Origin of the sequence: Streptomyces sp. NPDC001903, assembly GCF_042891345.1 — a bacterium.
Taxonomy (GTDB): domain Bacteria; phylum Actinomycetota; class Actinomycetes; order Streptomycetales; family Streptomycetaceae; genus Streptomyces.
Window position 1 is genome coordinate 56,984 of sequence record NZ_JBIASZ010000016.1, and the last position, 25,737, is coordinate 82,720.

The 25,737-nt window shown below is 74.5% G+C and carries 22 protein-coding genes and 1 riboswitch; of the genes, 11 read left to right on the forward strand and 11 right to left on the reverse strand.

Features of this window, described 5'->3' with window-relative positions; all coding sequences use genetic code 11:
* Positions 1-26: 26 nt before the first annotated feature.
* Positions 27-1,157 carry an alpha/beta hydrolase family protein gene (locus ACFYZS_RS29885; RefSeq protein WP_389019148.1) on the reverse strand — a complete coding sequence of 377 codons (1,131 nt, stop codon included), beginning with the start codon at positions 1,155-1,157 and terminating at the stop codon, positions 27-29.
* 355 nt (positions 1,158-1,512) lie between these two features.
* Between ACFYZS_RS29885 and ACFYZS_RS29890 the strand changes: the two genes are divergently transcribed.
* The 7 genes from ACFYZS_RS29890 (at position 1,513) to ACFYZS_RS29920 (ending at position 10,103) form a co-directional block, all read left to right on the forward strand.
* Positions 1,513-2,793 carry an anion permease gene (locus ACFYZS_RS29890; RefSeq protein ID WP_389019150.1) on the forward strand — a complete coding sequence of 427 codons (1,281 nt, stop codon included), beginning with the start codon at positions 1,513-1,515 and terminating at the stop codon, positions 2,791-2,793.
* Positions 2,794-2,821: 28 nt separating this feature from the next.
* Positions 2,822-3,043 carry a hypothetical protein gene (locus ACFYZS_RS29895; protein WP_389019153.1) on the forward strand — a complete coding sequence of 74 codons (222 nt, stop codon included), beginning with the start codon at positions 2,822-2,824 and terminating at the stop codon, positions 3,041-3,043.
* Between the two features lie 135 nt (positions 3,044-3,178).
* A riboswitch (cobalamin riboswitch) is annotated at positions 3,179-3,330 on the forward strand.
* 37 nt (positions 3,331-3,367) lie between these two features.
* Positions 3,368-4,327, forward strand: coding sequence for a cobalamin biosynthesis protein (locus ACFYZS_RS29900; protein WP_389019155.1), 960 nt, complete (start codon positions 3,368-3,370; stop codon positions 4,325-4,327).
* Positions 4,324-5,907, forward strand: coding sequence for a cobyric acid synthase (locus tag ACFYZS_RS29905; protein WP_389019158.1), 1,584 nt, complete (start codon positions 4,324-4,326; stop codon positions 5,905-5,907). Before ACFYZS_RS29900 ends, ACFYZS_RS29905 begins: the two co-directional genes overlap by 4 nt.
* A gap of 91 nt (positions 5,908-5,998) precedes the next feature.
* Positions 5,999-8,110, forward strand: a complete 2,112-nt coding sequence (locus tag ACFYZS_RS29910) for a putative cobaltochelatase (protein ID WP_389019160.1) — start codon at positions 5,999-6,001, stop codon at positions 8,108-8,110.
* A complete protein-coding gene (cobO, locus tag ACFYZS_RS29915) occupies positions 8,110-8,709 on the forward strand; it encodes a cob(I)yrinic acid a,c-diamide adenosyltransferase (protein ID WP_383346876.1) in 600 nt (199 codons plus the stop codon). The genes ACFYZS_RS29910 and cobO overlap by 1 nt, the downstream gene beginning before the upstream one ends.
* The gene (locus ACFYZS_RS29920) at positions 8,703-10,103 is read left to right on the forward strand and encodes a cobyrinate a,c-diamide synthase (protein ID WP_389019163.1); all 1,401 of its coding nucleotides are present in this window, start codon (positions 8,703-8,705) and stop codon (positions 10,101-10,103) included. Before cobO ends, ACFYZS_RS29920 begins: the two co-directional genes overlap by 7 nt.
* A 2-nt stretch (positions 10,104-10,105) precedes the next feature.
* Here the strand turns inward: ACFYZS_RS29920 and ACFYZS_RS29925 are convergent, their stop codons facing one another.
* Entirely contained in the window at positions 10,106-10,831 is a 726-nt protein-coding gene (locus tag ACFYZS_RS29925; protein WP_030163119.1) for a ZIP family metal transporter, read from the reverse strand.
* Between the two features lie 86 nt (positions 10,832-10,917).
* On the opposite strand from ACFYZS_RS29925, the gene cobC reads away from it, so the two are divergent.
* Positions 10,918-12,348, forward strand: coding sequence for an Rv2231c family pyridoxal phosphate-dependent protein CobC (cobC, locus tag ACFYZS_RS29930; RefSeq protein WP_389019166.1), 1,431 nt, complete (start codon positions 10,918-10,920; stop codon positions 12,346-12,348).
* 140 nt (positions 12,349-12,488) lie between these two features.
* Positions 12,489-13,727: a CapA family protein gene (locus ACFYZS_RS29935; protein ID WP_389019169.1), complete on the forward strand. Its 1,239-nt coding sequence runs from the start codon at positions 12,489-12,491 to the stop codon at positions 13,725-13,727.
* A 28-nt stretch (positions 13,728-13,755) separates the two neighbouring features.
* On the opposite strand, the gene ACFYZS_RS29940 is transcribed toward ACFYZS_RS29935, so the two are convergent.
* Positions 13,756-14,679, reverse strand: coding sequence for an SCO1860 family LAETG-anchored protein (locus tag ACFYZS_RS29940; RefSeq protein ID WP_389019172.1), 924 nt, complete (start codon positions 14,677-14,679; stop codon positions 13,756-13,758).
* A gap of 295 nt (positions 14,680-14,974) precedes the next feature.
* Complete coding sequence (locus ACFYZS_RS29945) at positions 14,975-16,063, reverse strand: amidohydrolase family protein (RefSeq protein WP_389019175.1); 1,089 nt, start codon at positions 16,061-16,063, stop codon at positions 14,975-14,977.
* 78 nt (positions 16,064-16,141) lie between these two features.
* Between ACFYZS_RS29945 and ACFYZS_RS29950 the strand changes: the two genes are divergently transcribed.
* Positions 16,142-17,209 carry a pyridoxal-phosphate-dependent aminotransferase family protein gene (locus tag ACFYZS_RS29950; protein ID WP_389019178.1) on the forward strand — a complete coding sequence of 356 codons (1,068 nt, stop codon included), beginning with the start codon at positions 16,142-16,144 and terminating at the stop codon, positions 17,207-17,209.
* A gap of 153 nt (positions 17,210-17,362) precedes the next feature.
* Here ACFYZS_RS29950 and ACFYZS_RS29955 read toward each other — a convergent pair whose 3' ends face one another.
* From ACFYZS_RS29955 to ACFYZS_RS29985, 7 genes are all read right to left on the reverse strand, one after another.
* Positions 17,363-18,067 (reverse strand): DsbA family oxidoreductase, encoded by a 705-nt coding sequence (locus tag ACFYZS_RS29955; protein WP_389019180.1) that lies wholly within the window; start codon positions 18,065-18,067, stop codon positions 17,363-17,365.
* A gap of 43 nt (positions 18,068-18,110) precedes the next feature.
* A complete protein-coding gene (locus ACFYZS_RS29960; RefSeq protein ID WP_389019183.1) occupies positions 18,111-18,620 on the reverse strand; it encodes a GNAT family N-acetyltransferase in 510 nt (169 codons plus the stop codon).
* Positions 18,621-18,682: 62 nt separating this feature from the next.
* Complete coding sequence (locus ACFYZS_RS29965) at positions 18,683-20,131, reverse strand: peptidoglycan D,D-transpeptidase FtsI family protein (RefSeq protein ID WP_389019186.1); 1,449 nt, start codon at positions 20,129-20,131, stop codon at positions 18,683-18,685.
* A gap of 62 nt (positions 20,132-20,193) precedes the next feature.
* Positions 20,194-20,865, reverse strand: a complete 672-nt coding sequence (locus ACFYZS_RS29970; protein ID WP_389019189.1) for a response regulator — start codon at positions 20,863-20,865, stop codon at positions 20,194-20,196.
* Complete coding sequence (locus ACFYZS_RS29975) at positions 20,862-22,148, reverse strand: sensor histidine kinase (RefSeq protein WP_389019191.1); 1,287 nt, start codon at positions 22,146-22,148, stop codon at positions 20,862-20,864. Before ACFYZS_RS29975 ends, ACFYZS_RS29970 begins: the two co-directional genes overlap by 4 nt.
* Positions 22,148-23,095, reverse strand: coding sequence for a hypothetical protein (locus tag ACFYZS_RS29980; RefSeq protein WP_389019194.1), 948 nt, complete (start codon positions 23,093-23,095; stop codon positions 22,148-22,150). The genes ACFYZS_RS29975 and ACFYZS_RS29980 overlap by 1 nt, the downstream gene beginning before the upstream one ends.
* Positions 23,096-23,188: 93 nt before the next feature.
* Complete coding sequence (locus tag ACFYZS_RS29985; protein ID WP_389019197.1) at positions 23,189-24,049, reverse strand: IclR family transcriptional regulator; 861 nt, start codon at positions 24,047-24,049, stop codon at positions 23,189-23,191.
* A gap of 147 nt (positions 24,050-24,196) precedes the next feature.
* Between ACFYZS_RS29985 and ACFYZS_RS29990 the strand changes: the two genes are divergently transcribed.
* The gene (locus ACFYZS_RS29990; RefSeq protein WP_389019199.1) at positions 24,197-25,726 is read left to right on the forward strand and encodes an aldehyde dehydrogenase (NADP(+)); all 1,530 of its coding nucleotides are present in this window, start codon (positions 24,197-24,199) and stop codon (positions 25,724-25,726) included.
* The last annotated feature ends 11 nt before the right edge of the window (positions 25,727-25,737 follow it).

Here is a 25,737-nt window from a genome sequence, read left to right on the forward strand (position 1 = left end):
TCCCCGTCCCGTCCGGCACACGGCCTTCACATAAGAGGGGTGAGGAAGCGCCTCAGGGCTTCCTCGTATCCGGCCGGATCCGCGTTCCACATGGCCCCGTGCGGGGCCTCGCGGACGGTCCTCAGCGTGACCAGGTCGGGGCGGGCGGCGGCGAGCCGGCGCGAGGGCTCCCAGGGGGCGAGGGTGTCGTCCGGCCCGTGGAAGATCAGTACGGGCACGCGCAGCGCGGCGGGGTCGGCCCCGGGCGGAAGCCGGTCGGCGCGCAGTCCCGCGCGCCCCTCGGCGGCCCGTACGGCGAACGGGACCAGCGCGGCCGGGGTGCGGCGGGCCGCGACGAGCGCGCGCAGGGTGGTGTGCCAGTCGAGGACCGGCGAGTCCAGCACGAGCCCGGAGATCCGGTCGGCGAGCGCCGAGCGCTCGGCGGCGTGCAGGGCCATGGCGGCCCCGGTGGACCAGCCGTGCAGGACGACCCTGCGGGCGCCGTAGCGCACGGCGTAGCGGATGGCGGCGTCCACGTCCCGCCACTCGGATTCACCGAGGTGGCCGAGACCGTCCGGTGACGCGGGCGCCCCGAGGTCGCCGCGGTAGGCGAGGTCGAGGACCGGCATCCGCTGGCGGTGCAGGAAGGGCATGACCACCATCGGGTGCTCGCGGCCGGCGCCGAGCCCGTGCACGGTGATCACCCAGGTGTCGCGGGCGGCGGGCACGAACCAGGCGGGCAGCCCGCCGAGCTCTCCGGGGACGTCCACGTCGGCGTGGTCGAGCCCGAGGGCGGTGCGGGGGTTCCCCACGTACACCTGGGGGGTGAGGGTGACCCGGGTGCCGGGGTCGAGGCTGCCGTGGGTGACGGCGAGGAGCCGGCGTACGACGGCGTCCGGGCCGGGATCGAATCCGTCGAGGACGGGTCCGACCACGGCGTGCACCCCGGGTGCACCGAGCCCGTACGTACCCGGGCGCAGGGAGGCCAGCGAGCGGGTCAGCGTGATCCGCCCGGAGCCGCTGGAGTGGACGCTGAGCCGCGGCCCGCCGGGCAGGGGGCGGCCGGGGTCGTGGCGCAGGGCGGCGTCGGCGGCGTACCGGCCGGCGGCGACCGCGGCGGCGCCGGCCCCGACGAGAGTGGTCGCGACGGCCGCGGCCGTCGCTGTGGCGGAAGGCACGGCTCCAGTGTCGAGGCGGGAGGGCCGGCGGGCCACTGGAGCGGAATGCTCCGATTGGGGCCGGGAGGGGGCGGGAAGGGATGACCGGGCGGTCCGGCGGGTCTGCCGGTTCCAAGTGATCTGCATCTCCCCCCGAACCCCTCCGGGGCGGCCCCGGGGCCCTTCGGCCCCTTCCCGAGCCGCCGGGTTACCGGGCGTTGACGTGCATCAATCGCCGTATCAGCCACAAAATGGGGATGAAGGTCCCGATGGCACGACGGGCCAGTACACCGCTCCGCCGGAGTCAGTTCACCTTCCGTTCATCCAGGTTGCCTACGGTCGCCGAGCCACTGACGTCAAACAGAAGCCTGGGTAAATGGAGCACATAACGCTTCTCCTCGGGATCGTGATCATCACCGCTCTCGTGTTCGACTTCACGAACGGTTTCCACGACACGGCCAACGCGATGGCCACCACCATCTCGACCGGCGCCCTCAAGCCCAAGACGGCGGTGGCCATGTCCGCCGTGCTCAACCTCGTCGGCGCGTTCATGTCCGTGGAGGTCGCCAAGACGATCTCCAAGGGCCTGGTCAACGAAGAGGGCATCCAGCCAGAAGTGATCTTCGCGGCCCTGGTCGGCGCGATCCTCTGGAACCTCGTCACCTGGCTGGTCGGCCTCCCCTCCAGCTCCTCGCACGCCCTGATGGGCGGCCTGGTCGGCGCGGCCGTCGCCTCTGCCGGCCTCGGCGCCGTCAACGGCGGCACGCTCGTCACCAAGGTGCTGCTCCCCGCGGTCGCCGCGCCGATCGTGGCCGGTGCGGCCGCGATGCTGGCTGCCAAGATCACGTACAAGCTGGGCGGGAACGTCGGCAAGAAGACGTCCGCCAAGGGCTACAAGGCCGGTCAGATCGCCTCGGCCGGTCTCGTCTCCCTCGCGCACGGCACCAACGACGCGCAGAAGACGATGGGCATCATCACCCTGGCGCTGGTCGCCGGCGGCGCGCTCGCGCCCGGCTCCAACCCGCCGGTCTGGGTCATCGTCTCCGCCGGCATGGCGATCGCGATGGGCACCTACCTGGGTGGCTGGCGCATCATCCGCACCATGGGCAGCGGCCTGACCGACCTCCAGCCGCAGCAGGGCTTCGCCGCCCAGACCTCGGCCGCGAGCGTCATCCTGGCCTCCTCCACCCTCGGCTTCTCCCTCTCCACCACCCACGCGTGCTCCGGCGCCGTCATGGGTGCGGGTCTGGGCCGCAAGGGCGGCGTGGTCCGCTGGTCCACCGCCACCCGCATGTTCATCGCCTGGGGCCTGACCCTGCCGGCCGCCGCCGTGGTCGCCTCCGGCGCCGAGCTGGTCATGCGCACCGGTGACGTCGGCGTCGCCGCCGTCGCGCTCTTCCTCGTCGCCTCCTGCGTCGCCATCTGGGTCATCTCGCGCCGCCAGGTCGTCGACCACAGCAACGTCAACGAGGTGCAGCAGGCCGCCGCCGAGGAGCCGGGTGTCGTCACCACGGCCATGGCCGCCGTCACCGTCCCGCCGACGGTGGCCGCCGAGGCCGCGGCCGGTACGACCGCCGCGGTCACGGACGAGGCCCTGAAGGCCACCATCCCGGCGGCCGCCCCGACCACGCCGGCGGCCCCCGCCGCCGCGGTCTGACCCCGAGAACGACAGAGGAATCCGCAGTATGAAGATCGACTGGGCAGCACTCGGCTCCGTCTTCGGGGTCAGCCTCTCCGCCACCGTCGCCCTCGTGGCCCTGTTCACGCTGGGCCTGGTGGGCCTCTCCAAGCACGAGGCCGCCACCGAGCAGGGCGGCGCCGCCACCCTCGCCCGCAGCGGTGCCTACGCCTGCTTCGCGCTCGTCGCGGGGGCCGTCGCGTACGGGATCTACCTGATCGTCACCTGATCCGGGTCGGCGCGATCCGATCGATTCGGGCACGGTGTACGAAAGCTCCCCCCGGGGTTTCCCGGGGGGAGCTTTCGTACGCCTGTGACGTGTGCCGTCCGCCCGCCCCGCCGCAGGTCAACGGCGAGTTGACGGGCCTTCGCGGTGCGTGGTGGACTGCCCGAGCCAATACGGCGGCATGGAGAGGAAGTCCGGTGCGAATCCGGCGCGGTCCCGCCACTGTCACCGGGGAGCACGCGGCTCGTGCGCCCCGGGAGCCAGGAACTCCCACCGCCGGACACGTCGAACCAGGGCGCGGACCCTGAGTGAGGACATACCTGCACCATGCGTGCCGATCGCGTCTTCGCGTACGGCGCCGCGGCGGGCCTGATAGGCGACCGGATCCTCGGTGATCCGCGCCGCGGGCACCCCGTGGCCGCCTTCGGACGAGCCGCCGCCGCCGTCGAGCGCGCCCTGTGGCGCGACGACCGCGGCCGGGGCGTCGTACACACCCTCCTGTGCGCCGGGGGCGCGGCCGCCGTCGGCGCGCTGGGCGCTCGCGCCGTGCGCTCCCGGCCCGCGGCCGCCCGTATCGCCCTGACCGCGGCGGCCACCTGGGCCGTCGTCGGCGGCACCTCGCTGGGCCGGGAGGCCCGCGCCATCGGCGGCGCGCTCGCCGCCGGGGACGCCGAGGTGGCCCGTGAGCGGCTGCCGCACCTGTGCGGGCGCGATCCGCAGGCCCTGGACGAGCAGCAGATGGCCCGCGCCGTCGTGGAGTCGGTCGCCGAGAACACCTCCGACGCGGTGGTCGGGGCCCTGGTGTGGGGCGCCGCCGCCGGTGTCCCGGGGCTGCTCGCCTTCCGCGCCGTGAACACCCTCGACGCGATGGTCGGCCACAAGTCCCCGCGCTACCTGCGCTACGGCTGGGCCTCCGCCCGGCTCGACGACCTCGCGGGCTGGCCGGGCGCCCGGCTGACCGCGCTGGCCGCCGCAGCGGCCGGGCCCGACCGGCGGGGGGCCGTACGGGCCTGGCGCGCGGACGCGGCCAAGCACCCGAGCCCGAACGCCGGGCCCGTGGAGGCCTCCTTCGCGGGGGCGCTCGGCGTACGGCTGGGCGGGACCCTGGCGTACGGGGGCCGGGTCGAGCACCGGGCCGTGCTGAACGGCGAGGAGGGGCGGCCGGTCGAGGTCGCGGACATCGAACGCGCGGTGCGGCTGTCACGTCAGGTGACGTGGCTGGCGCTGGGGGCGTGTGTGGCACTGCGCTGTGCGGTGTCGTACGGCATACGGAAGGGACGCGCATGAGCGGCGGCAGGCTCGGCGGAGGACTCCTCGTCGCGGGCACCACGTCGGACGCGGGCAAGAGCGTGGTCACGGCGGGCATCTGCCGCTGGCTGGCCCGGCAGGGCGTGAAGGTGGCGCCCTTCAAGGCGCAGAACATGTCGCTGAACTCGTTCGTGACGCGAGAGGGCGCCGAGATCGGGCGCGCGCAGGCGATGCAGGCGCAGGCGGCGCGCGTGGAGCCGACGGCGCTGATGAACCCGGTGCTGCTCAAGCCCGGCAGCGACCAGAGCAGCCAGGTGGTGCTGCTGGGCAAGCCGGTGGGCGAGATGAGTGCGCGCGGGTTCTTCGGGGGGTCCGGGCCCGCGGCGCAGCCGCAGTCAGGCGCCGTGTCCCCCGGGAAGGCGCTGCACGGTGGGCGGCAGGAGCAGTTGCTCGGCGTCGTCACGGACTGCCTGGAGCAGCTGCGGGGCACGTATGACGCCGTGATCTGCGAGGGGGCGGGCAGTCCGGCCGAGATCAACCTGCGCCGGACGGACATCGTGAACATGGGCATCGCGCGGGCCGCGCGGTTCCCGGTGGTCGTGGTCGGGGACATCGACCGGGGCGGGGTCTTCGCCTCGTTCTTCGGGACGACGGCGCTGCTGTCACCGGAGGACCAGTCGCTGATCGCCGGATACATGGTCAACAAGTTCCGCGGCGACGTGTCCCTGCTGGAGCCCGGCATGGAGATGCTGCGCGACCTGACCGGGCGCGCGACGTTCGGCGTCCTCCCCTTCCGGCACGGGCTGGGCATCGACGAGGAGGACGGGCTCCGGGTCTCCCTGCGGGGGGCGGTGCGCGAGTCGGTGGTGGCTCCGCCGGTCGGCGAGGACGTGCTGCGGGTCGCGGTGTGCGCGGTACCGCTGATGTCGAACTTCACGGACGTGGACGCGCTGGCGGCGGAGCCGGGCGTGGTGGTGCGGTTCGTGGACCGGGCCGAGGAACTGGCCGACGCGGACCTGGTCGTGGTGCCGGGCACGCGCGGCACCGTGAAGGCGCTGGAGTGGCTGCGCGAGCGCGGCCTCGCGGACGCGCTGCTGCGCCGGGCCGCGGAGGGCCGGCCCGTGCTGGGCATCTGCGGCGGCTTCCAGGTGCTCGGCGAGCACATCGAGGACGAGGTCGAGTCGCGGGCGGGCTCGGTGGACGGGCTGGGCCTGCTGCCGGTGCGGATCCGCTTCGAACGCGAGAAGACCCTGGAGCGGCCCTCCGGGACCGCGCTCGGCGAGGCGGTCGACGGGTACGAGATCCACCACGGGGTGGCCGAGGTGCTCGGCGGGGAGCCGTTCCTGGACGGCTGCCGGGTCGGTTCGGTGTGGGGCACGCACTGGCACGGCTCGCTGGAGTCGGACGGCTTCCGGCGGGCGTTCCTGCGGGAGGTGGCCTCGGCTGCCGGCCGCCGCTTCGTCCCTTCCCCGGACACCTCGTTCGCCTCCCTGCGGGAGGAGCAGCTGGACCTGCTGGGCGATCTGATCGCCGAGCACGCGGACACCGATGCCCTGCTCCGCCTGATCGAGGGCGGCGCCCCCACGGGCCTCCCCTTCCTCCCCCCGGGCGCGCCGTGACGGCCCGGGGCCCGCGGGCGCCCTTCCCCGCCCCGTACGACCGCACCCTCCCGCACGCGCGTACCCGTACCCGTACAAGGAAAGGCATCGCATGAGCACGCCCTACCCGTTCACCGCAGTCGTCGGCCAGACCGACCTGCGGCTGGCGCTCCTGCTCAACGCCGTGAGCCCAGCGGTCGGCGGCGTCCTCGTGCGCGGCGAGAAGGGGACCGCCAAGTCCACCGCCGTCCGCGCGCTGTCCGCGCTGCTGCCGCAGGTGGACGTCGTCCCCGGCTGCCGGTTCTCCTGCGCTCCCGGCGCCCCCGACCCCGCCTGCCCCGACGGCCCCCACGAGCCCGGTCCCGGGGCCGCCCGGCCCGCGCGCATGGTCGAGCTGCCCGTCGGCGCCTCCGAGGACCGGCTCGTCGGCGCACTCGACATCGAACGGGCCCTCGCCGAGGGCGTGAAGGCCTTCGAGCCCGGCCTGCTCGCCGACGCGCACCGCGGGATCCTGTACGTCGACGAGGTCAACCTCCTCCACGACCACCTCATCGACCTCCTCCTCGACGCCGCCGCGATGGGCGCCTCCTACGTCGAGCGCGAGGGCGTCTCCGTACGCCACGCCGCCCGCTTCCTGCTCGTCGGCACCATGAACCCCGAGGAGGGCGAGCTCCGCCCGCAGCTCCTGGACCGGTTCGGGCTCACCGTCGAGGTGGCCGCCTCCCGCGAGCCCGCCCAGCGCGTGGAGGTGGTGCGCCGCCGGCTCGCGTACGAGGACGACCCGGCCGCCTTCGCCGACCGCTGGGCCGGTGACGAGCGGGACGTCCGCGCCCGCGTCGTGGCCGCCCGCGCCCTGCTCCCGAAGGTCCGCCTCGGCGACGCCTCCCTGCTGCAGATCGCCGCGACCTGCGCCGGCTTCGAGGTCGACGGCATGCGCGCCGACATCGTGATGGCCCGCACCGCGACCGCGCTGGCCGCCTGGGCCGGGCGGAGCGACGTGCGCAAGGAGGACGTACGGCAGGCCGCGCTGCTGGCGCTCCCCCACCGGCGGCGCCGCAACCCCTTCGACGCGCCGGGCCTCGACGAGGACAAGCTCGACGAGATCCTGGACCGGTTCCCCGACGAGGAGCCGCAGGACGAGCCCGACCCGGAGCCGGACCCGGAGCCCGAGGGTCCGGACGACGGAGGCCCGGAGGACGGCGGCCCCGACGGCGGGGGCGGCGGTGTCCCCCCGCAGGGCGGACCCGAGGCGCCCGACGCGCCCGAGGCCCCCGCCCCGGACGACGCCCCCGAGACCCCCGACTCCCCCGCCCCCCAGCCCGCCTCGCAGGACGGCGCCGCGCCCGAGCAGGCCGCCGTACGGGCCGCCGAGCCGTTCCGGACCAAGATGCTCAGCGTCCCCGGCCTCGGCGAGGGCGCGTCCGGGCGGCGCTCGCGCGCCCGCACCGCGCACGGCCGGACCACCGGCGCCCAGCGCCCCCGCGGCCAGCTGACGAAGCTGCACCTCGCGGCGACCGTCCAGGCCGCCGCCCCGCACCAGAAGGCGCGCGGGCGCACCGGGCGCGGGCTCGTCGTCCGCAAGGACGACCTGCGCCAGGCCACCCGGGAGGGCCGCGAGGGCAACCTGGTCCTCTTCGTGGTCGACGCCTCCGGCTCGATGGCGGCCCGGCAGCGCATGAGCGCGGTCAAGGGCGCGGTGCTGTCGCTGCTGCTGGACGCCTACCAGCGCCGGGACAAGGTCGGCCTGATCACCTTCCGCGGCTCCGGCGCCGAGCTGGCGCTGCCGCCCACCTCCTCGGTGGACGCGGCCGCGGTCCGGCTCGAACAGCTGCCGACGGGCGGGCGCACCCCGCTCGCCGCCGGCCTGCTCAAGGCCCACGAGGTGCTGCGGATCGAGCGGCTGCGCGATCCCAGCCGCCGCCCGCTGCTCGTGGTCGTCACCGACGGGCGGGCCACCTCGGCCGGTTCGACCGGATCCGCCGGTACCGACGGCGGGGACCCGCGCCGGCTCGCGGGCCGCAGCGCCCGGCTGCTCCAGGCCGAGGGCGTCGCGTCGGTGGTCGTGGACTGCGAGTCGGGGCCGGTCCGGCTGGGGCTGGCCGGCGTGCTGGCCGGCGACCTCGGCGGGCCCGCCGTCACGCTCGACGGGCTGCGGGCCGACTCGCTGGCCGGGCTCGTGAAGAACGTACGTACCGCATCAGACACCCACAGGAGGGCCGCGTAATGCCGCAGGGACAGCCGACCGTCGTTCCGGACGACGGACTCACGACGCGCCAGCGCCGCAACCGCCCGCTCGTCTTCGTCCACACCGGCCCCGGCAAGGGCAAGTCGACGGCGGCCTTCGGGCTGGCGCTGCGCGCCTGGAACCAGGGCTGGCCGATCGGGGTGTTCCAGTTCGTCAAGTCGGCGAAGTGGAAGGTCGGCGAGGAGAACGCGCTGAAGGTGCTCGGGGCCTCCGGCGAGGGCGGCTCGGTCGTCTGGCACAAGATGGGCGAGGGCTGGTCCTGGGTCCAGCGGGACGCGCAGCTCGACAACGAGCAGGCGGCCAAGGAAGGCTGGGAGCAGGTCAAGCGCGATCTGGCCGCCGAGACGCACAAGCTGTACGTGCTGGACGAGTTCGCGTACCCGATGCACTGGGGCTGGATCGACGTCGACGAGGTCATCGAGGTGCTGCGGGGCCGCCCCGGCACCCAGCACGTGGTGATCACGGGGCGCAACGCACCGGAGAAGCTGGTGGAGTTCGCGGACCTGGTCACGGAGATGACCAAGGTCAAGCATCCGATGGACGCCGGCCAGAAGGGCCAGAAGGGCATCGAGTGGTGACTTCGCTCCACATCCCCCGGCTGGTCATTGCCGCGCCGTCCTCCGGCAGCGGCAAGACCACCGTCGCCACGGGCCTGATGGCGGCCTTCTCGGAGCGCGGCCTCGCCGTGTCCCCGCACAAGGCCGGGCCCGACTACATCGACCCCGGCTACCACGCGCTGGCCACGGGCCGGCCCGGGCGCAACCTGGACGCGTTCATGTGCGGGCCGGAGCTGGTCGCTCCGCTGTTCGCGCACGGGGCCTCGGGGTGCGATCTCGCGATCGTCGAGGGCGTGATGGGCCTGTACGACGGGGCCGCGGGGCGGGGTGAGCTGGCGTCGACGGCGCAGGTCGCGAAGGTGCTGCGGGCCCCGGTGGTGCTGGTGGTCGACGCCTCGTCGCAGTCTCGGTCGGTGGCGGCGCTGGTGCACGGCTTCGCGTCGTTCGACCCGCAGGTGCGGCTGGGGGGCGTGATCCTGAACAAGGTCGGGTCCGACCGGCACGAGGCGATGCTGCGCGAGGCGCTGGAGGAGGCCGGGATGCCGGTGCTCGGCGTCCTGCGGCGGGCCCCGCAGGTGGCCGCGCCCTCGCGGCACCTGGGGCTGGTCCCGGTCGCGGAGCGGCGCGCCGACGCGCTGTCCTCGGTCGCGGCCCTGGCCGAGCAGGTCCGGGCGGGGTGCGACCTGGAGGCCCTGATGGAGCTGGCCCGATCGGCCCCGCCGCTGGCCTGCGAAGCCTGGTCGCCGGAACTCGCCCTGAGCCGTCGTGGCGCGGCCCCGCCGGCGCTCGACGCCCGGGTCAGCGGCCCGCGACCGGTCATCGCCGTCGCGGGCGGGCCGGCGTTCACGTTCTCCTACGCCGAGCACGCCGAGCTGCTCACCGCCGCCGGGGCCGAAGTCGTCACCTTCGACCCGCTGCGGGACGAGGCCCTGCCCGACGGCACCGACGGCCTGGTCATCGGCGGCGGGTTCCCCGAGGTGTACGCCCCGGAGCTCGCCGCCAACGCGCCGCTGCGCAAGGCCGTCGCGGTCTTCGCGGAGACCGGCGGGCCCGTCGCCGCCGAGTGCGCCGGGCTGCTGTACCTCGCCCGCTCGCTGGACGGCAAGCCGATGTGCGGGGTCCTGGACGCCGACGCGCGCATGTCGGAGCGCCTGACCCTCGGCTACCGCGAGGCCGTCGCGGTCTCGGACAGCCCCCTCGCCGCCACCGGCACCCGGCTGCGCGGCCACGAGTTCCACCGCACGGTGATCGAGCCCGGCGCCGGCGCGGCCCCCGCGTGGGGGTTCACGCACCCCGAGCGCCGGGTCGAGGGCTTCGTACAGCGGGGCGTGCACGCCAGCTACCTGCACACGCACTGGGCGGCGGAGCCCTCCGTGGCCCTCCGGTTCGCGGAAGCCGCGGCGCGGGCCAGGTGAGTTCAGTCCGCGAGGCCCACCACCAGCCAGATCCCGGCCACCCCGCCCACCGTGCACATCAGCGTGGACAGGGCGGGGTGCTTGTGGTGCGCCTCCGGCAGGATCTCGGCGGCCGCGAGGTACAGCAGGGCTCCGCCGAAGAAGCCGAGGTACGCCCCCAGCGGTTCCTCCGGAAGGGTGAACAGCAAAGTGGACACCGCGCCCAGCACCGGGGCAACGGCGTCCGCGAAGAGCATCATCAGGGCCTTGCGGCGGGCGTTCCCGTAGAGCCGGGTGAGCGTGTACGTGTTGAAGCCGTCGGCGAAGTCGTGCGTGATGACGGCCAGCGACACGGCCACGCCCATCCCGCCGCCGACCTGGAAGGCCGCGCCCAGGGCCACGCCGTCGGCGAAGCTGTGGCCGACCATCGCCGAGGCCGCGGTCAGTCCGACCTCGGGGACCCGGCCCCCGTTCTCGGCGCCGTGCGCGGCCTGGCGCACCGCCAGCAGGCGTTCCACGACGTGCGCGATCAGGAACCCGGCCACGAAGAGCAGCAGGGCGAGCGGGACGCCGAACACCTTGCGGCCGGCCGCGTGCAGCGACTCGGGCAGCAGGTCGAGGCCCACGACGCCGAGCATCAGCCCGCCGGCCAGGCCCAGCACGAGGTGGCGGCGGTCGGTGACGCGTTGCGCCGTCCAACCGCCCGCCAGGGTCATCAGGAACGCGCCCAACGCCACGATCACGGCCATGTGCCCCTGAATACCGACTCCTCGCCCGGCGCGCACGTGTGCGCGCGGGCGGCGGGCCACGAACCATTGACGACTACGAAGGGGGCATGATCCCGGTGGGCGAGTACGCGACGCAGCTGGTGGTCGGGGTCGGCGGACGCGCGGGGGTGTCCGTGGCGGAGGTCTGCGCCCTCGTCGAGGAGACGCTGCGCGGGGCCGGGCTGGCCGCCGGGGCGGTGAAGGCGCTGGCCACGGTGGAGTCGAAGGCGGGCGAGGCGGGGATAGCGGGCGCGGCGGAACGTTTCGGCGTTCCCCTGCTCAGCTATCCCGCCGAGGAGCTGGCCGGCATCCCCGTGCCGCACCCCTCCGACGCGGTCCGTGACGCCGCCGGGACCTCCTCGGTGGCGGAGGCCGCGGCGCTCGCGGGCGGCGGGGAGCTGCTCGTGCCCAAGCGCCGGTCGGTGGCCGCGACCTGCGCCGTGGCCACGGCGCTCCCGCACGACCTGCGCCATCACGGGGACGCGGAGGTGCGCGGCGACGGCAGCGCGCTGGTGGACCTCGCGGTCAACGTACGGGCGAACACCCCGCCGGACTGGCTCAAGCAGCGCATCGCGGCTTCGCTCGACGGCCTCTGCGCGTACCCCGACGGGCGGTCGGCCCGCGCGGCGGTGGCGGCCCGGCACGGGCTGCCGACCGATCGGGTGCTGCTGACGGCGGGGGCCGCGGAGGCGTTCGTACTGATCGCGCGGGCCCTGGGCGCGCGGCGGCCAGTGGTGGTGCACCCGCAGTTCACGGAGCCGGAGGCGGCGCTGCGCGACGCGGGCCACACGGTGGAGCGCGTGGTGCTGCGGGCGGCGGACGGGTTCCGGCTGGACCCGGAGGCGGTGCCCGAGGACGCGGACCTGGTGGTGGTCGGCAATCCGACCAACCCGACGTCGGTCCTGCACCCGGCGGCGGTGCTGACGGCGCTGGCCCGGCCGGGCCGGATCCTGGTCGTGGACGAGGCGTTCATGGACGCGGTTCCGGGCGAGCGGGAGGCGCTGGCCGGGCGGACGGACGTGCCGGGTCTGGTGGTGCTGCGGAGCCTGACCAAGACGTGGGGGCTGGCGGGGCTGCGGATCGGCTACGTCCTGGCCGAGCCGCAGGTGATCGCGAAGCTGGCGGCGGCGCAGCCGCTGTGGCCGGTGTCCACGCCTGCCCTGGTGGCGGCGGAGGCGTGCGTGACCCCGGCGGCGCTGGCGGAGGCGGAGGCCGCGGCCCGGCAGATCGCGGTGGACCGGGCGCATCTGCTGGCGGGGCTCGCGGAGTTCGAGGAGATCAGCGTGTCGGGGGTGGCGCAGGGCCCGTTCGTCCTGATCCAGGTGGCGGGCGGCGCGGAGGTCCGCACCCGGCTGCGCGCCCTCGGCTTCGCGGTCCGCCGCGGGGACACCTTCCCGGGGCTGGACCCGTCCTGGCTGCGGCTGGCGGTCCGCGACCGGGCCACGACGGGCCGTCTCCTCCAGGCCCTGGACCACGCCCTGGCGCTGACGGCGCGCTGACGGCGCCATGATCGGGGCGGATCGCACCCGTTCCCGCCCGTGGGGCGGGGCAGCTATCCGGACGCTCGGGCTCCGTTGGCGGGGCGGAGGGAGGTAGGCGATGATCTCCGCATCAGCAGGGAAGCCCCGGGGGGTCCGGAATGAAGACATCAGCCACGACAGCCGTGGCCGCGGCCGCGGTGGCGGCCATAGCCGGCGGCATCCTCGCCCTGCCGAGCCTGCTCGCGCACGGCGAGGACGCCGGCGAGCAGCGGCTCCAGGCCAAGCCGGGGCAGGGCAGGACGGGCCAGGGCAAGGCGAGTCCCACGGCCCCCGCCGGAGCCAAGCCCTTCACGCTGGTGGCGACCGGCGACATCATCCCGTACCCGTCGATCGTCCAGCGGGCCGCGGACGACGCCCGGGGCAGCGGCGAGAGCCACGACTTCCGGAAGATACTCGCGGGGGTCAAGCCCCTGGTGGCCGCCGCCGACCTGGCGATATGCCACCACGAGATACCGTACGGCCGGCCCGGCGGCCCCTACACCGGCTATCCCGCCTTCAAGGCCCCGCACCAGCTGGCCGACGCCCTGAAGGACGCCGGGTACGACAGCTGCTCGACCGGCTCGAACCACACCCTGGACGACGGCTACGACGGCCTCGTCCGCACCCTGGAGCACCTCGACCGGGTCGGCATCAAGCACGTCGGCTCGGCCCGCAGCGCCGATGAGGCCAAGGCCCCGGCGGTGCTCTCCGCCGGCGGCGCCAAGGTCGCCCAGCTGGACTACACGTACGGCACGAACGGAATCCCGGTCCCGGCCGGCAAGCCCTGGTCCGTCAACCTGATCGACCAGAACCGGATCATCGCCGACGCCCGCGCGGCGCGGGCGGCCGGCGCGAACGTCGTCCTCCTCAGCGTCCACTGGGGCACCGAATGGCAGACGGCGCCCGACCAGCAGCAGCGCGAGCTGGCGCAGGCGCTGACCGCCTCGCGCGGCCCGGACGGGCTCCCCGACATCGATCTGATCCTCGGGACGCACAACCACGTGCCGCAGCCCTACGAGAAGATCAACGGCACGTGGGTCGTCTTCGGCATGGGCGACCAGATCGCCAGCTTCTACGAGGCCGACAAGGCGCGCGGCAACATGTCCTCGATCCCGCGCTTCACCTTCACCCCGGCGGCCGCCCACCCCGGCCGCTGGGACGTGACCAAGGCCGAGTACCTCACGCAGTACTCGGACATGAACCCGCCGTTCCGCGTCGTGTGCACCTCCTGCGCCGCCACCGACTCCGGGCTCGGGGCCGCCGCGAAGTCCGCGTACGCCGCCGTCGACAAGCAGGTCGGCGAGGCCGTGCTGTCGCGCGGAGCGGACAAGCAGGGCCTGGAGCGCGCCACCCGCTGAGCACTCGCGGGGCCGCCCACCGCAGCGGCTACGAGGCGCGGCCGCGCCGGGTCACGACCAGTGCGGCCGCGCCGATGCCGAGCAGGACCAGCGCACCGCCCGCCACGTACGGGGTCGCCGAACTGCCTCCGGTCTCGGCCAGGTTGGCCGTGTTGGAGATGCCGGCGCCGGTGCCGGAGGCTCCCGTCTGCGGATTGATGTCGGACTTCGGCGAGGGTTCGGGGGCCGGCGCCCCGGCCGGGGACTCGCAGTGCGCCTCGGCGAGCACGACCTCGCCCTCGACCTGCGCCACGTTGAGGTCCAGCGGGTTCACGGACACCTTCAGCCGGAGCGCGGCCGCGGCGGCCGTGGTGGAGCTGGTCTGAGTGCCGGAGAGCTCCAGGCTGACCATCCCGACCTTGGGGATCTCGACCTTGGTCGGACCGCCGGCCGAGAGCGTGACCCTCTTGCCGAGCACGGTCACCGACCCGAGCACGTTCGAGCTGGCCACGGGCTTCTTGCCCGCCTCGCACACGGCCTTGGACGTGACCTTCTCCACCTGGATCAGGGAGAGCGCCGGCAGCCCCGGCACGTGCACCTTGGCGTTGGCCAGGTTGGCCTCCGCCTCGGCGCGGTTCTTGTCGGCGGTGGCCTTGGAAGTGGCCACGTCGGCGCGCAGCACGCTCACCGGCTGCCCACCCTCGACGCCGTCCAGGGTCACGGCCAGGGCGGTCTTCTGCGCCGCCGCGGGGGCGCTGACCTCGTTGAGGGTGGTCGTCAGCGGCAGGTGGACCGTCTTGTCGAGCAGGCCCACGTCGAGTCCGGCGCGCAGGACGACCGCACCGGCCTTGCCCTCGCCGGCGCCGGTGGAGCCGCTTCCTCCGGTGGCGGAGGCGGGCGGGGCGGTGAGCAGGGCGACCGCTCCCGTGGCGATCAGGACGGCTGCGGGCATGCGGAAGGTGTTGCTGTTCACGGTGGTGGAACCCCCGGGGAGATGGGAGCCGTCGCGCCGCCAATGGGGGACATCGCGCGCCGACGGCCTCTAACCCTGGGAATCTTTACGCACGGAGAGTGAACGGGCGACAACCTGACGTGAGTTCATTCCAAAGGGTGGTTTCCATGCATGTATTCGATTAACTGCGCCTCACAAGGAACGGGAGTTCTTTTTCGCCACATCGTCGCGGGGAAAACGCCGACGCCGATGCCCCGGGCGGCCGTTCACAACGACCACCGGGACACCGGCGTCACGCGGCACGTCAACACGACGCTCAGGCGCGGACCTTGCCGTTCACGACGACCCGCCGCGGCTGCGCCAGCGCCCGTACGTCGGCCCGCGGGTCGGCGTCGTAGACCACCAGGTCCGCCGGCGCCCCCTCGGACAGGCCCGGCCTGCCGAGCCACTCGCGCGCCGCCCACGTCGTCGCCGAAAGGGCCTCCAGGGCCGGGATCCCGGCCCGCACCAGCTCCGCGACCTCGGCCGCGACCAGGCCGTGCGGCAGGGAACCCCCCGCGTCGGTGCCGACGTACACGCCGATGCCCGCGTCGTAGGCGGCCCGTACGGTGTCGTACCGGCGCTCGTGCAGCCGCTTCATGTGCGCCGACCAGCGAGGGAACTTGGCCTCGCCGCCCGCCGCCATCTTCGGGAACGTCGCGATGTTCACGAGCGTCGGGACGATCGCCACCCCGCGCTCCGCGAACAGCGGAATGGTGTCCTCCGTGAGCCCGGTGGCGTGCTCGATGCAGTCGATGCCCGCCTCGACCAGGTCGCGCAGCGAGTCCTCGGCGAAGCAGTGCGCGGTGACCCGGGCGCCGAGCCGGTGCGCCTCGGCGATGGCCGCCTCGACCTCGGCCCGCGGCCAGCAGGGCGCGAGGTCCCCGACCTCGCGGTCGATCCAGTCGCCCACCAGCTTCACCCATCCGTCGCCGCGCCGCGCCTCGCGGCCCACGTAGGCGACGAGGTCGGCCGGCTCGATCTCGTGGGCGAAGTTGCGGATGTAGCGGCGCGGGCGGGCGATGTGCCGGCCGGCCCGGATGATCTTCGGCAGGTCCTCGCGGTCGTCGATCCAGCGGGTGTCGGAGGGGGATCCGGCGTCGCGGATGAGCAGGGTGCCGGCGTCGCGGTCGGTCAGGGCCTGGCGTTCGGCGGTCTCCGCGTCGACCGGGCCGTGGGCGTCGAGCCCCACGTGGCAGTGCGCGTCGACCAGACCGGGCAGGGCCCAGCCGGACACGGTGGTGATCTCGCGGGCCCCGTGCGGGCGTTGGTACGAGATCCGGCCGCCGACCACCCAGAGCTCGTCGCGCGCGTCGTCGGGTCCGACGAGCACACGCCCCTTCACATGCAGCACGTCATCGGTCATGTTCCGCACTGTACGTGCGGTCTCGGTACGCTCGTGCGGGTAGACCCCGGACGCAGCGGACGAAGAGAGAGCACCACCGTGACCCACCCCCTGCTGGACCTCCCGCCGCTCACGGCGGAGCGCTTCGCGTCGATCGAGCGGGGGGTCGCGGACCTCCTCTCCACCCGGCAGGAAGTGGTGATCACGCAGGGCGAGGCGCTGCTGCCGCTGGAGGGGTGCATCCGCTCGGGGGCGCGGCCCGGTTCGACGGCGCTGAACGTGGTGACCGGCCCGTACGGGAACACCTTCGGCAACTGGCTGCGCGACTGCGGGGCGGGCGTCGTGGACCTGGCGGTGCCCTTCGACACGGCGGTGACGGCCGAGCAGGTGGCCCGGGCACTGGCCGAGCACCCGGGAATCGACTTCGTCTCGCTGGTCCACGCGGAGGCGGCGACCGGGAACACCAACCCGGTGGCGGAGATCGGCGAGGCGGTACGGGCCCACGGGGCGCTGTTCATGCTGGACGCGGTGGCCTCGGTGGGGGCGGAACCGCTGCTGCCGGACGCGTGGGGCGTGGACCTGTGCGTGATCGGCGCCCAGAAGGCGATGGGCGGCCCGGCGGGGGTCTCGGCGGTGTCGGTCTCGGACCGCGCCTGGGACCGCTTCGCGCAGAACCCGGCGGCCCCGCGCCGCTCCTACCTCTCCCTCTTGGACTGGAAGGAGCGCTGGATCGACGCGGGCCGCACGGCGCTGCCGCACGCCCCGGCGCAGCTGGAGATGCTGGCGCTGGAGGCCTGCCTGGACCGGATCGCGACCGAGGGCCTGCCGGTGGTGATGGCCCGCCACAGCGCCGCCGCGGCGGCCACCCGCGCGGGCGCGCAGGCGCTGGGCGTCGCCCCGTACGTCACCCGCCCCGAGGAGGCGGCCCCGGTGGCCACCACGCTCCGCGTCCCGCAGGCCGCGCTGGTGGCGTCCAAGGCCCTGGCCGCCGCCCCCGCGGCCCCCGTTTCGGCGGCCGGGGAGATGATCCGCGTCAACCACTACGGCCAGGCGGCGTCCCTGGAGGCGGTCCTCACGTCCCTGACGGCTCTGGCCACGGCCCTGGGAACGGATCCCGCCGACGCCGCGGCCGCCGCGGAAGCCGCCTGGTCGGAAACCCTGTACTGACCGGAGCCCCCGGACCGGCCGGCCGCCGGGCGCCCCGTGGAGCGGCCCGGGGCCGCCCGGGCGTCAGGTCCGGGCGTCAGGTCCGGGAGCGACCGTCAGACCCGGGATCGACCGTCAGGTCCGGGAGCGACCGTCAGACCCGGGCGCCGGCCGTCAGGCCTGGGGGGCCGGGCAGGCGCCGGCCGGGTCGCAGGCGTCGGCGGTGGCCTGCTCGGGGACCTCGCGGCCGGCCCAGGCCTGTTCCAGGGCCTGGGTGAAGACCTCGGCGGGCTGGCCGCCGGAGATCCCGTAGCGTCGGTCGAGGACGAAGAACGGCACGGCGCTCGCGCCGAGTTCCGCCGCCTCGCGCTCGTCCGCCCGCACCTCGGCCGCGTAGGCGGTGCCGTCCGCGAGGACCGTACGGGCCTCCGCCTCGTCCAGGCCGGCCTCGACGGCGAGGGCGACCAGCACCTCGGCGTCGAACACCGACCGCTCCTCCGCGAAGTTGGCGCGGTAGGCGAGGTCGAGCAGCTCCTCCTGGCGGCCGCGGGCGGCGGCCAGGTGCAGCAGGCGGTGGATGTCGAAGGTGTTGCCGTGGTCGCGCCCGTCGGTGCGGTACGTCAGCCCCTCGGCCCGTGCGCTCGCGGCGACGTGCTCCTCCATGGCGCGCGCCTCGTCGAGGGTCCGGCCGTACTTCTTGGCGAGCATCTCCAGGACCGGAGCCACCGTGCCCTTGGGGCTGTTCGGGTCGAGCTCGAAGGACCGGAAGACGACCTCCACCTCGTCGCGGTGCGCGAACTCGGCCAGCCCCTTCGTGAACCGGGCCTTGCCGATGTAGCACCAGGGGCAGGCGATGTCGCTCCAGATCTCGACGCGCATGATCCTTTTTCTCTCCTTGTTCCGGGATGGGGCGGTTTCGGCTTCAACCACCTGCCGGGGCGTCGCATTCCCCGGACCCGACGGTGAGCCACAGCGTCAGGTGCGAGCCGGACCGCCCCGCACCGGCCGGATCGCTCCGCCACCCCTGCCGGGCGTAGAAGGCCTGGGCCCGGAGGTTGTGTGCGTAGACCTCCAGCCGGACCCGGCCGACACCGGCCCGCCGCCACGCGTCGACGCAGGCGGCGTGCAGGGCGGCCCCGGTGCCCCGGCGCCAGTGGGCCGGGTCCACGTGCAGCTGGGTGAGCGTCGTCTCGCCGTCCGTGGTCCGGAAGGCGGCGACCCCCGTGAGCTCCCCGTCCTGCTCGGCGCACAGCACCCCGCCCTCGTCGGCGGCCCGGGCCACCGCCAGCGACCAGCCCGCGCGGGTCCGCGCGAGTTCGGCTTCGCCGGCGTACGCCTCCTGGGGGACGCGGCCGCGGTAGTAGGTGGCCCGGGCGCGGGTGTGCAGGGCGGCTATGGCGTCGAGGTCTGCGGGGTGCGCGGTCCTGATCATGGGAAGGGAAACGCGCCGGGAGCCATGTCGGTTCCCGGCGCGTCGTGGAGCGAGCGGCGCGGCTACTTCTTCAGCCACGCCTCCATCATCTTCTGGGCGATGGGGGCGGCGAGCTTGCCGCCGCCGATCTCGGAGCGGTCGGTGTCCGAGTTCTCGATCACGATGGCAACCGCGATCTGCTTGCCGCCGAGCTTGCCGTACGAGGTGAACCACGCCAGCGGCGGCAGGCTGTTGTTCACGCCGCGCTGCGCGGTGCCGGTCTTGCCGCCCACCTCGGCGCCGGCCACCTGTGCGGGCTTGCCGCCGCCCTCGGTGGCGACCGTCCGCATGGCGTCCTGGAGCATCGACGCGGTCTTGGCCTTCATGACCTGTTCGGACTTCGGGTTCTTGAAGCTCTCCAGCACGTTGCCGTTCGCGTCGGTGACCTCGGAGACCGAGTGCGGGGCGACGAGCTTGCCGCCGTTCTCGATCGCGGCGGTCACCATCGCCATCTGGAGCGGGGTGGCCTGCACGTCGAACTGGCCGATACCCGTCTGCGCGACCTGGTCGACGGACATCTTGTTCGTCGGGTACTTGCTCGCCGGCCGGGCGGTGACGGGCGTCGCGATCTCGGTGTTGAAACCGAGCTTCTCGGCCATCGCCCGCATCTTGTCCTGGCCGAGCCGGTGCGCCAGCTCGGCGAAGACGTTGTTGCACGACAGCCGCAGCGCGGTGCGCGCCGAGACGTTGTTGCAGGCCGCGGAGCCCGCCTCGCTGGGCAGCAGGGTCCGGGTCCCGGGGATCGTGTACGGGTCCGGGGTGCCGGTCGGCGTGTCGAGGTTGGTGACCAGCCCGTTCTCGATGGCCGCGGCGAGGGTGACCAGCTTGAAGGTGGAGCCGGGCGCCTGCGGCTTGCGCAGGGCCACGTTCTCCAGGGCCTTGCCCTTGTCCTCGATCAGCTTCTCCCAGGCCTCCTTGTCGTTGGCCCCGGCGATGCTGCCCGGGTCGAAGGAGGGGTTGTTCACGATGGCGAGGATCTCGCCGGTCGCCGGGTCGATGGCGACGGCGGCGCCCTGCTTGCCCTGGAGGGCGTCGTACGCGGCCTTCTGGACGTCCTTGTCGACGGTGGTCAGCACGTTGCCCGGCGAGGCCCGCTTGTTGGTGAGCATGTCCATCACCGTCTTGAGCCGGTCGTCGGACCCGTTGAGGATCTTCTTGTAGACGCCCTCCAGCATGCTCGTGCCGAAGGCCTGCGAGCTGTAGCCGGTCAGCGGCGCGTAGAGCGGGCCGTTGACGTACGTGCGCTTGTAGCCGAAGTCCTTGCCGTCCGTCTTCACCGAGCCGGTGATCGCCTCCCCGCCCACGATGATGTTGCCCAGCGGGTTCTCGTACTGCCCGATGAGGTTCCGCCGGTTGTTCTCGTTGTCTGCGAGGGCCTGGCCTTGGTAGGCCTGCACCCAGGTGACCCGCACCAAAAGGGCCAGCACCAGGAGCAGACAGAAGACCGACGCACGCCTGATCGTCTTGTTCATCCCCCAGAAGGACGTCCCAAGGCCCTCATGCGTTCCGCTCTGCCCCGATTGTGGCCGGGTTCTCAGCCTTTCTTCATGAAGCCGCCCTCATAGGCCGCGATGACCGCCTGGGTGCGGTCGCGCGACCCGGTCTTGGCGAGGACCGCGGCGACATGGCTCTTGACCGTCTGGGGCCCGACCCCGAGGCGCTTGCTGATCTCGTGGTTGGACAGCCCCGTGGCCATCAGGCGCAGCACGCCGGCCTCCCGGTCGGTGAGCCGCGCCACCCAGGGGGCGGCGGGGCCCCGGCCGCCGGGGGCGTGCGAGGAGGCCAGGGCGCGGACGGCCGCCGGGAAGAGCAGGCTGTCGCCGCGGGCGACCAGGCGGACCGCGCCGATCAGCTCGTCGGGACGGGCCCGCTTCAGGAGGAACCCGCAGGCGCCCGCGCGCAGCGCGTCGTAGACGTACGCGTCGTTCTCGAAGGTGGTGACGACCACGATCCGGGGCGGCCGCGGCATCGTGGCGATGATCTGCCCGGTGGCCCGGATGCCGTCGATCTCGGGCATCCGGACGTCCATCAGCACCACGTCGGGGGCCAGGGAGCGCACCAGCGGGACGGCCTCGGCGCCGGTGGCCGCCTCGCCGACGACCTCCAGATCGGGTTCCGCTTCGAGGATGACCCGCAGGGCGGTGCGGACCATCCGCTCGTCGTCGGCGAGCACGATGCGCAGCGGTGGCGGGCTCTGGGCGGTCATCGGGAGCCTCCGCCGAGCGGGAGGACGGCCCGCAGCCGCCACAGCCCCCGGTGCGGGCCGGCTTCGAGGCGGCCGCCGAGCAGGGCGGCCCGCTCGGCGGCGCCGTGCAGCCCGCGGCCCCCGGTGGTACGGGGCTGCGGCTCCGCCGCGGGGCCCGGCGGATTGGTCATGGTGATCTCCAGTTCACGAAGGGTTCCGTCCGCCGTGCCCCGTACGGCGATCCGCAGCTCGACGGGGCCCGTGCCGTGGCGCAGGGCGTTGCTCAGGCCCTCCTGGACGATCCGGTACGCCTCGCGGGAGGCGATCGCCGGGAGCTGCTCCCAGCTCCCGGCCGGTCCGGGGTCCTGGCGGGCGGTGACGGCGGTCCCGGCGGCGCGGGTCCGGGCCAGCAGTCCGTCGAGGTCGGCGGCGAGGGTCGGGGCGGGCGCGCCCCCGGGCCGGGCCGGGTCCCCGTCCCGCAGCAGGCCGAGCACGGCGTCGAGCTCGCCCACCGTCCGCCGGGTGGTGTCCTCGATCGCGGCCAGCGCCTCCCGCACGAACGCGGGGTCGCTGTCGAGCACCCGCCGGGCGGCGACCGCCTGGAGGGTGACGGCGCTCAGGGCGTGCCCGACCGCGTCGTGCAGCTCCCGGGCCAGCCGGTTGCGCACGGCCAGGTCGGCGGCCCGCTCCTCGGCCGCGGCCAGCCGGTCCGCCGCGGTCGGGCCGAGCAGCACGGGCGCCGCCCGGGCCAGCAGCGCCCCGGCCCCGGCGGCGCACAGGACCAGCCCGGCCAGCAGCCCGGTCCCGAGCAGCGGGGCGACGTACGGCGCGGCATCCGTGCCGAGCCGGCCCAGTCCCAGCTCTTCGGCCCGCGGCCCGCTCACGAACGGCAGCGCGATCAGCACCACCGCCATGGGCGGTACCGCGAGGCTGATCCCGCTGACCACCGCGCCGAGCCCCAGGTGCAGGGTCCACCAGGCCGAGGTCCGCCCCCGCGCCGCCCAGGACCGGGCCGGCCCCTCGGCCAGCCTCCCGCCCGGCACCCCGCACAGGGCCCGTGCGGCGGCGGCCGACAGCGGCCGGACGAGCCCGAACACGGCGGTCGCCGCGACCAGTGGCAGGGCCAGCCCGTACGAGGCGAAGGTCAGCGGCACGGAGCTGAAGAAGCCGCCCTGGCCGGCCCAGACGCCGACCACCACCTGGGCGAGGAGGAAGTACGGCATCAGCAGGGCCCCGCCGAGGACCAGGTGGACCCACCGCAGCCGGGCCCGGGCCCCCAGCAGCCGGGACGCCGCCGTCCGCATCACTCCTCGCGGCGAGAGGTGAGGAACCGGGCCAGCACGGCGGCGGCGCATATTCCGGTGATCATCTGTCCAGCGTAGATCAACTGGACGGCCGCGGACGGCTGTTCGCCTCCGTCGAGCTGCGGGCCCAGGGAGGCGGCCCACGGCCACAGCCCCCAGCACAGGGCCGCCGCCGAGCCGATCCAGGTGAGGGCCAGCGGCCACCACGCGGCCCGGCTGCCGCCCCGGACCAGCAGCAGCGCCCCCGCGGCGGCGGCGAGCGCGCACATCGCGTGCACCCCGGACACCACGCCCGCGGTCGCCGTGTGGGCGGCCCGCTCCTCCCCCAGCCCGGCGGTCCCGCCGAAGGCCCAGTACACGTGGACGGCCGCGATCACCGGGCCGAGCGCCGCCGCGGCTCCCGCCACCACCCCCGTGGGTGACGGGAGCCCGCGGCCCAGCACGCCCTGCCAGCGCCGTCCCCAGCGCTCGCGCGCATAGGGCACGAACAGCCCGGCCAGGGCGAGTCCTTGGACGGAGAAGCCGGTGTAGACGACGGTGAACACCCAGGAGTCGAGGAAGGGCCGCGCCGCCTCCCCGGCGGGCGCCGACCCGCCCGGACCCGCCGCCCGTATGAGCAGTTGGACCGGGAACGCGATCAGGATCGGGGTGAGCAGCCCGGTGGCGGTGAAGGCGGGGACCGTGAGCAGCCAGGGAGGGACCCGCATCCCCCAGGGTCTGGTGAGGACCAGGACGAGCACGATCACGCTCGCGTCCATGGCCAGGGTCACCGCGTTGGCCACGGTGAGGAACGTCCCCGCATCCAGCAGCGGGCTGTCGTCGGGAATCCCGACCCGGCTCCCCGACAGCCAGGCGGACTTGAGCACGAGATAGGGCACGGTGGCGGCCAGCGCCACCGCCCCCAGGGCCTTGCGTCCGGCCCCCAGGTGAACGGCTTGTGTGGTCATGACCCAACGGTCCCGTGTCCGCCGCCCCGCCACCTCCCCCGCATTGGGGAACCCTCTCCCCCGCCCGGGGGAGGAACCTCCCCGTCCACCGGCTCACATCCGCCGGGTCGCCACCGACAGTCGGTCCCGCGCCTCGAACAGCGCCGCCTTGATGCGCTGTTCGTGGTCCGCCGTCAGCCGGGCCACCGGCACCGAGCAGCTCACCGCGTCCCGGGCCGGCGTCCGGTACGGCACCGCCACCCCGAAGCACCGCAGCCCGAGCGTGTTCTCCTCCCGGTCCACCGCGTAGCCCTGCTCCCGCACCAGCGCCAGCTCCTCCACGAGCTGCTCCCGGTCGGTGATCGTGTGCTCGGTGACCGCCTCCAGCCGCCGCGGCAGCAGCGCCCGCACTTCATCGTCGGAGTGGGTCGCCAGCAGCGCCTTGCCCAGCGCCGTCGAGTGCACGGGCAGGCGCCGCCCGACGCGCGTGAACGGCCGCAGGTAGTGCTGGGACGGGCGGGTGGACAGGTAGACCACGCTCGTGCCGTCCATCCGGGCCAGGTGGATGGTCTCGGTGGTGTCGTCGGAGAGCCGGTCCAGGGTGGGCCGGGCCGCGGCGACCACCTCGTCCCCGTCGATGTACGAACTGCCGACCAGCAGGGCCCGTACGCCGATGCCGTACCGCGTGCCGGTCGCGTCCGTCTCCACCCACCCCAGGTTCACCAGCGTGCGCAGCAGCATGTAGAGGCTGGACTTGGGCAGCGAGAGGTCGTGCTGGATGTCGGCCAGGCTGTGCAGTCCGGGCCGCGCCGCGAAGTGCTCCAGCAGCACGACCGTACGGACGGCCGATTTGACGGCGGCCGGCGTCCCCGCCCCCGGTCCCGCCCCCGCTCCCGGTCCCGTCCCCGCCCCTGCTACCGGTTCGGGTTCTGATTCCGATTCCGCGCCGGATCCGCCCGGTTCACCTGTGGTCATTCGCCTTCTTGCCCCTCTTGTCCCTTGTCAACGCGGAAGACCCGGAAATAGAGTCCGGAACGGATGTGATCATCCATCCATCGGAACGGCGTTCAGAATACTGAACGCCACCGCGCGGGTCAGCGTAGATCCAGGAGGCAGTGCGCCATGGCAGCAACACCAGTCTGGAGTGTGGACCCCCGCACCGGGAAGCAGCGCGAACAAGTCGCCGTCGAAGCCACGTCCGGGGAAGTGGACGAAGCCGTACGCGCCGCCCACGCGGCCCGCGGCGCACTCGCCGACCGCACCGCCCGCGCGGCCTTCCTGCGCGCGGCCGCCGAACTGCTCGACGAGGCCGCGGCCCACGTCATCGAGGCCGCCGACGCCGAGACCGCCCTCGGCCCGGGCCGGCTCACCGGCGAACTCGCCCGCACCACCGGCCAGCTGCGCGCCTTCGCCGACGCCGTGGACGAGGGCTCCTACCTCGACATCCGCATCGACCGCCCCGACGCCGGCGCCGTCCCGCCGCGCCCCGAGCTGCGGCGCTACAAGGTGCCGCTGGGCGTGGTCGCGGTGTACGCCGCCTCCAACTTCCCGCTCGCGTTCTCCGTCCCCGGCGGGGACACCGCGAGCGCGCTGGCCGCCGGCTGCCCGGTGGTCGTCAAGGCGCACCCCGACCACCCGGCCACCTCCGAGCTGTGCGCCTCGCTGCTGCGCCGGGCGGCCGTGGCGGCCGGGCTGCCGGCCGAAGTGGTCGCCGTCGTCCACGGGTTCGACGCGGGCCTGGAGCTGATCCGCCACCCGCTCGTCTCCGCCGCCGGATTCACCGGTTCCATCCGGGGCGGCCGGGCGCTGTTCGACGCGGCCGCCGCCCGGCCCGTGCCCATCCCGTTCCACGGCGAACTCGGCTCCCTCAACCCCGTCGTGGTCACGCCCGCGGCCGCCGCCGAGCGCGCCGAGGAGATCGCCGCCGGGCTGGCGGGCTCGGTCACCCTCGGGGTCGGCCAGTTCTGCGTCAAGCCGGGCCTGGTCCTCGTCCCCGAGGGCGCCGACGGCGACCGGCTCACCGGCGCGCTGACGAAGGCCCTCGGCGAGACCGAGCCGGGCGTCCTGCTCGACCACCGGATGCGGGAGAACTTCGTCTCCGGCGTACGCGAGCGCGCCGCGCTGCCCGGCGTCGACGCGCCCGTCACCCCGGGCTCCGGCGGCGAGCACACCGTCGGCGCGGGATACCTGACCGTGTCCGCCGGAAACCTGCTGGAGGGCGGCGCGTACGAGGTGCTGCTGGAGGAGTGCTTCGGACCGGTGACCGTGGTCGTCCGGTACGCGGACCAGAGCGAGGCGGGGTCGGTGCTCGGCCTGCTCCCCGGGAACCTGAGCGCCACGCTCCAGCTCTCCGCGGCCGAGGCCGACGGCGGCCCGGGCCCGGCGGCGGAGCTGATCGCGCAGGTGACGGCTCTGGCCGGGCGGATCCTGGTCAACGGCTGGCCGACCGGGGTCGCGGTGGCCCCGGCCCAGCACCACGGCGGCCCGTACCCGGCGGCGACCTCGCACTCCACCTCGGTCGGCGGGACCGCCGTCGAGCGCTGGCTGCGGCCGGTGGTCTACCAGTCGGTGCCGGACCCGCTGCTCCCGGCGGAGCTGCGCGAGGCGAACCCGCTGGGGCTGCCGCGCCGGGTCACGCCCGCGGCTCCGTAATTGCCTTGCCT

Excerpts from the sequence above, each read along its gene's own strand:
- cobC (WP_389019166.1), top strand. The coding sequence starts at position 10,918 with ATGATCCCGGTGGGCGAGTACGCGACGCAGCTGGTGGTCGGGGTCGGC.
- ACFYZS_RS29980 (WP_389019194.1), bottom strand. The coding sequence starts at position 23,095 with ATGACCACACAAGCCGTTCACCTGGGGGCCGGACGCAAGGCCCTGGGG.
- ACFYZS_RS29925 (WP_030163119.1), bottom strand. The coding sequence starts at position 10,831 with ATGGCCGTGATCGTGGCGTTGGGCGCGTTCCTGATGACCCTGGCGGGC.
- ACFYZS_RS29960 (WP_389019183.1), bottom strand. The coding sequence starts at position 18,620 with ATGATCAGGACCGCGCACCCCGCAGACCTCGACGCCATAGCCGCCCTG.
- ACFYZS_RS29890 (WP_389019150.1), top strand. The coding sequence starts at position 1,513 with ATGGAGCACATAACGCTTCTCCTCGGGATCGTGATCATCACCGCTCTC.
- ACFYZS_RS29990 (WP_389019199.1), top strand. The coding sequence starts at position 24,197 with ATGGCAGCAACACCAGTCTGGAGTGTGGACCCCCGCACCGGGAAGCAG.
- ACFYZS_RS29905 (WP_389019158.1), top strand. The coding sequence starts at position 4,324 with ATGAGCGGCGGCAGGCTCGGCGGAGGACTCCTCGTCGCGGGCACCACG.
- ACFYZS_RS29945 (WP_389019175.1), bottom strand. The coding sequence starts at position 16,063 with ATGACCGATGACGTGCTGCATGTGAAGGGGCGTGTGCTCGTCGGACCC.
- ACFYZS_RS29985 (WP_389019197.1), bottom strand. The coding sequence starts at position 24,049 with ATGACCACAGGTGAACCGGGCGGATCCGGCGCGGAATCGGAATCAGAA.
- ACFYZS_RS29975 (WP_389019191.1), bottom strand. The coding sequence starts at position 22,148 with ATGCGGACGGCGGCGTCCCGGCTGCTGGGGGCCCGGGCCCGGCTGCGG.
- ACFYZS_RS29955 (WP_389019180.1), bottom strand. The coding sequence starts at position 18,067 with ATGCGCGTCGAGATCTGGAGCGACATCGCCTGCCCCTGGTGCTACATC.
- cobO (WP_383346876.1), top strand. The coding sequence starts at position 8,110 with ATGCCGCAGGGACAGCCGACCGTCGTTCCGGACGACGGACTCACGACG.
- ACFYZS_RS29970 (WP_389019189.1), bottom strand. The coding sequence starts at position 20,865 with ATGACCGCCCAGAGCCCGCCACCGCTGCGCATCGTGCTCGCCGACGAC.
- ACFYZS_RS29935 (WP_389019169.1), top strand. The coding sequence starts at position 12,489 with ATGAAGACATCAGCCACGACAGCCGTGGCCGCGGCCGCGGTGGCGGCC.
- ACFYZS_RS29910 (WP_389019160.1), top strand. The coding sequence starts at position 5,999 with ATGAGCACGCCCTACCCGTTCACCGCAGTCGTCGGCCAGACCGACCTG.
- ACFYZS_RS29900 (WP_389019155.1), top strand. The coding sequence starts at position 3,368 with ATGCGTGCCGATCGCGTCTTCGCGTACGGCGCCGCGGCGGGCCTGATA.
- ACFYZS_RS29895 (WP_389019153.1), top strand. The coding sequence starts at position 2,822 with ATGAAGATCGACTGGGCAGCACTCGGCTCCGTCTTCGGGGTCAGCCTC.
- ACFYZS_RS29965 (WP_389019186.1), bottom strand. The coding sequence starts at position 20,131 with ATGAACAAGACGATCAGGCGTGCGTCGGTCTTCTGTCTGCTCCTGGTG.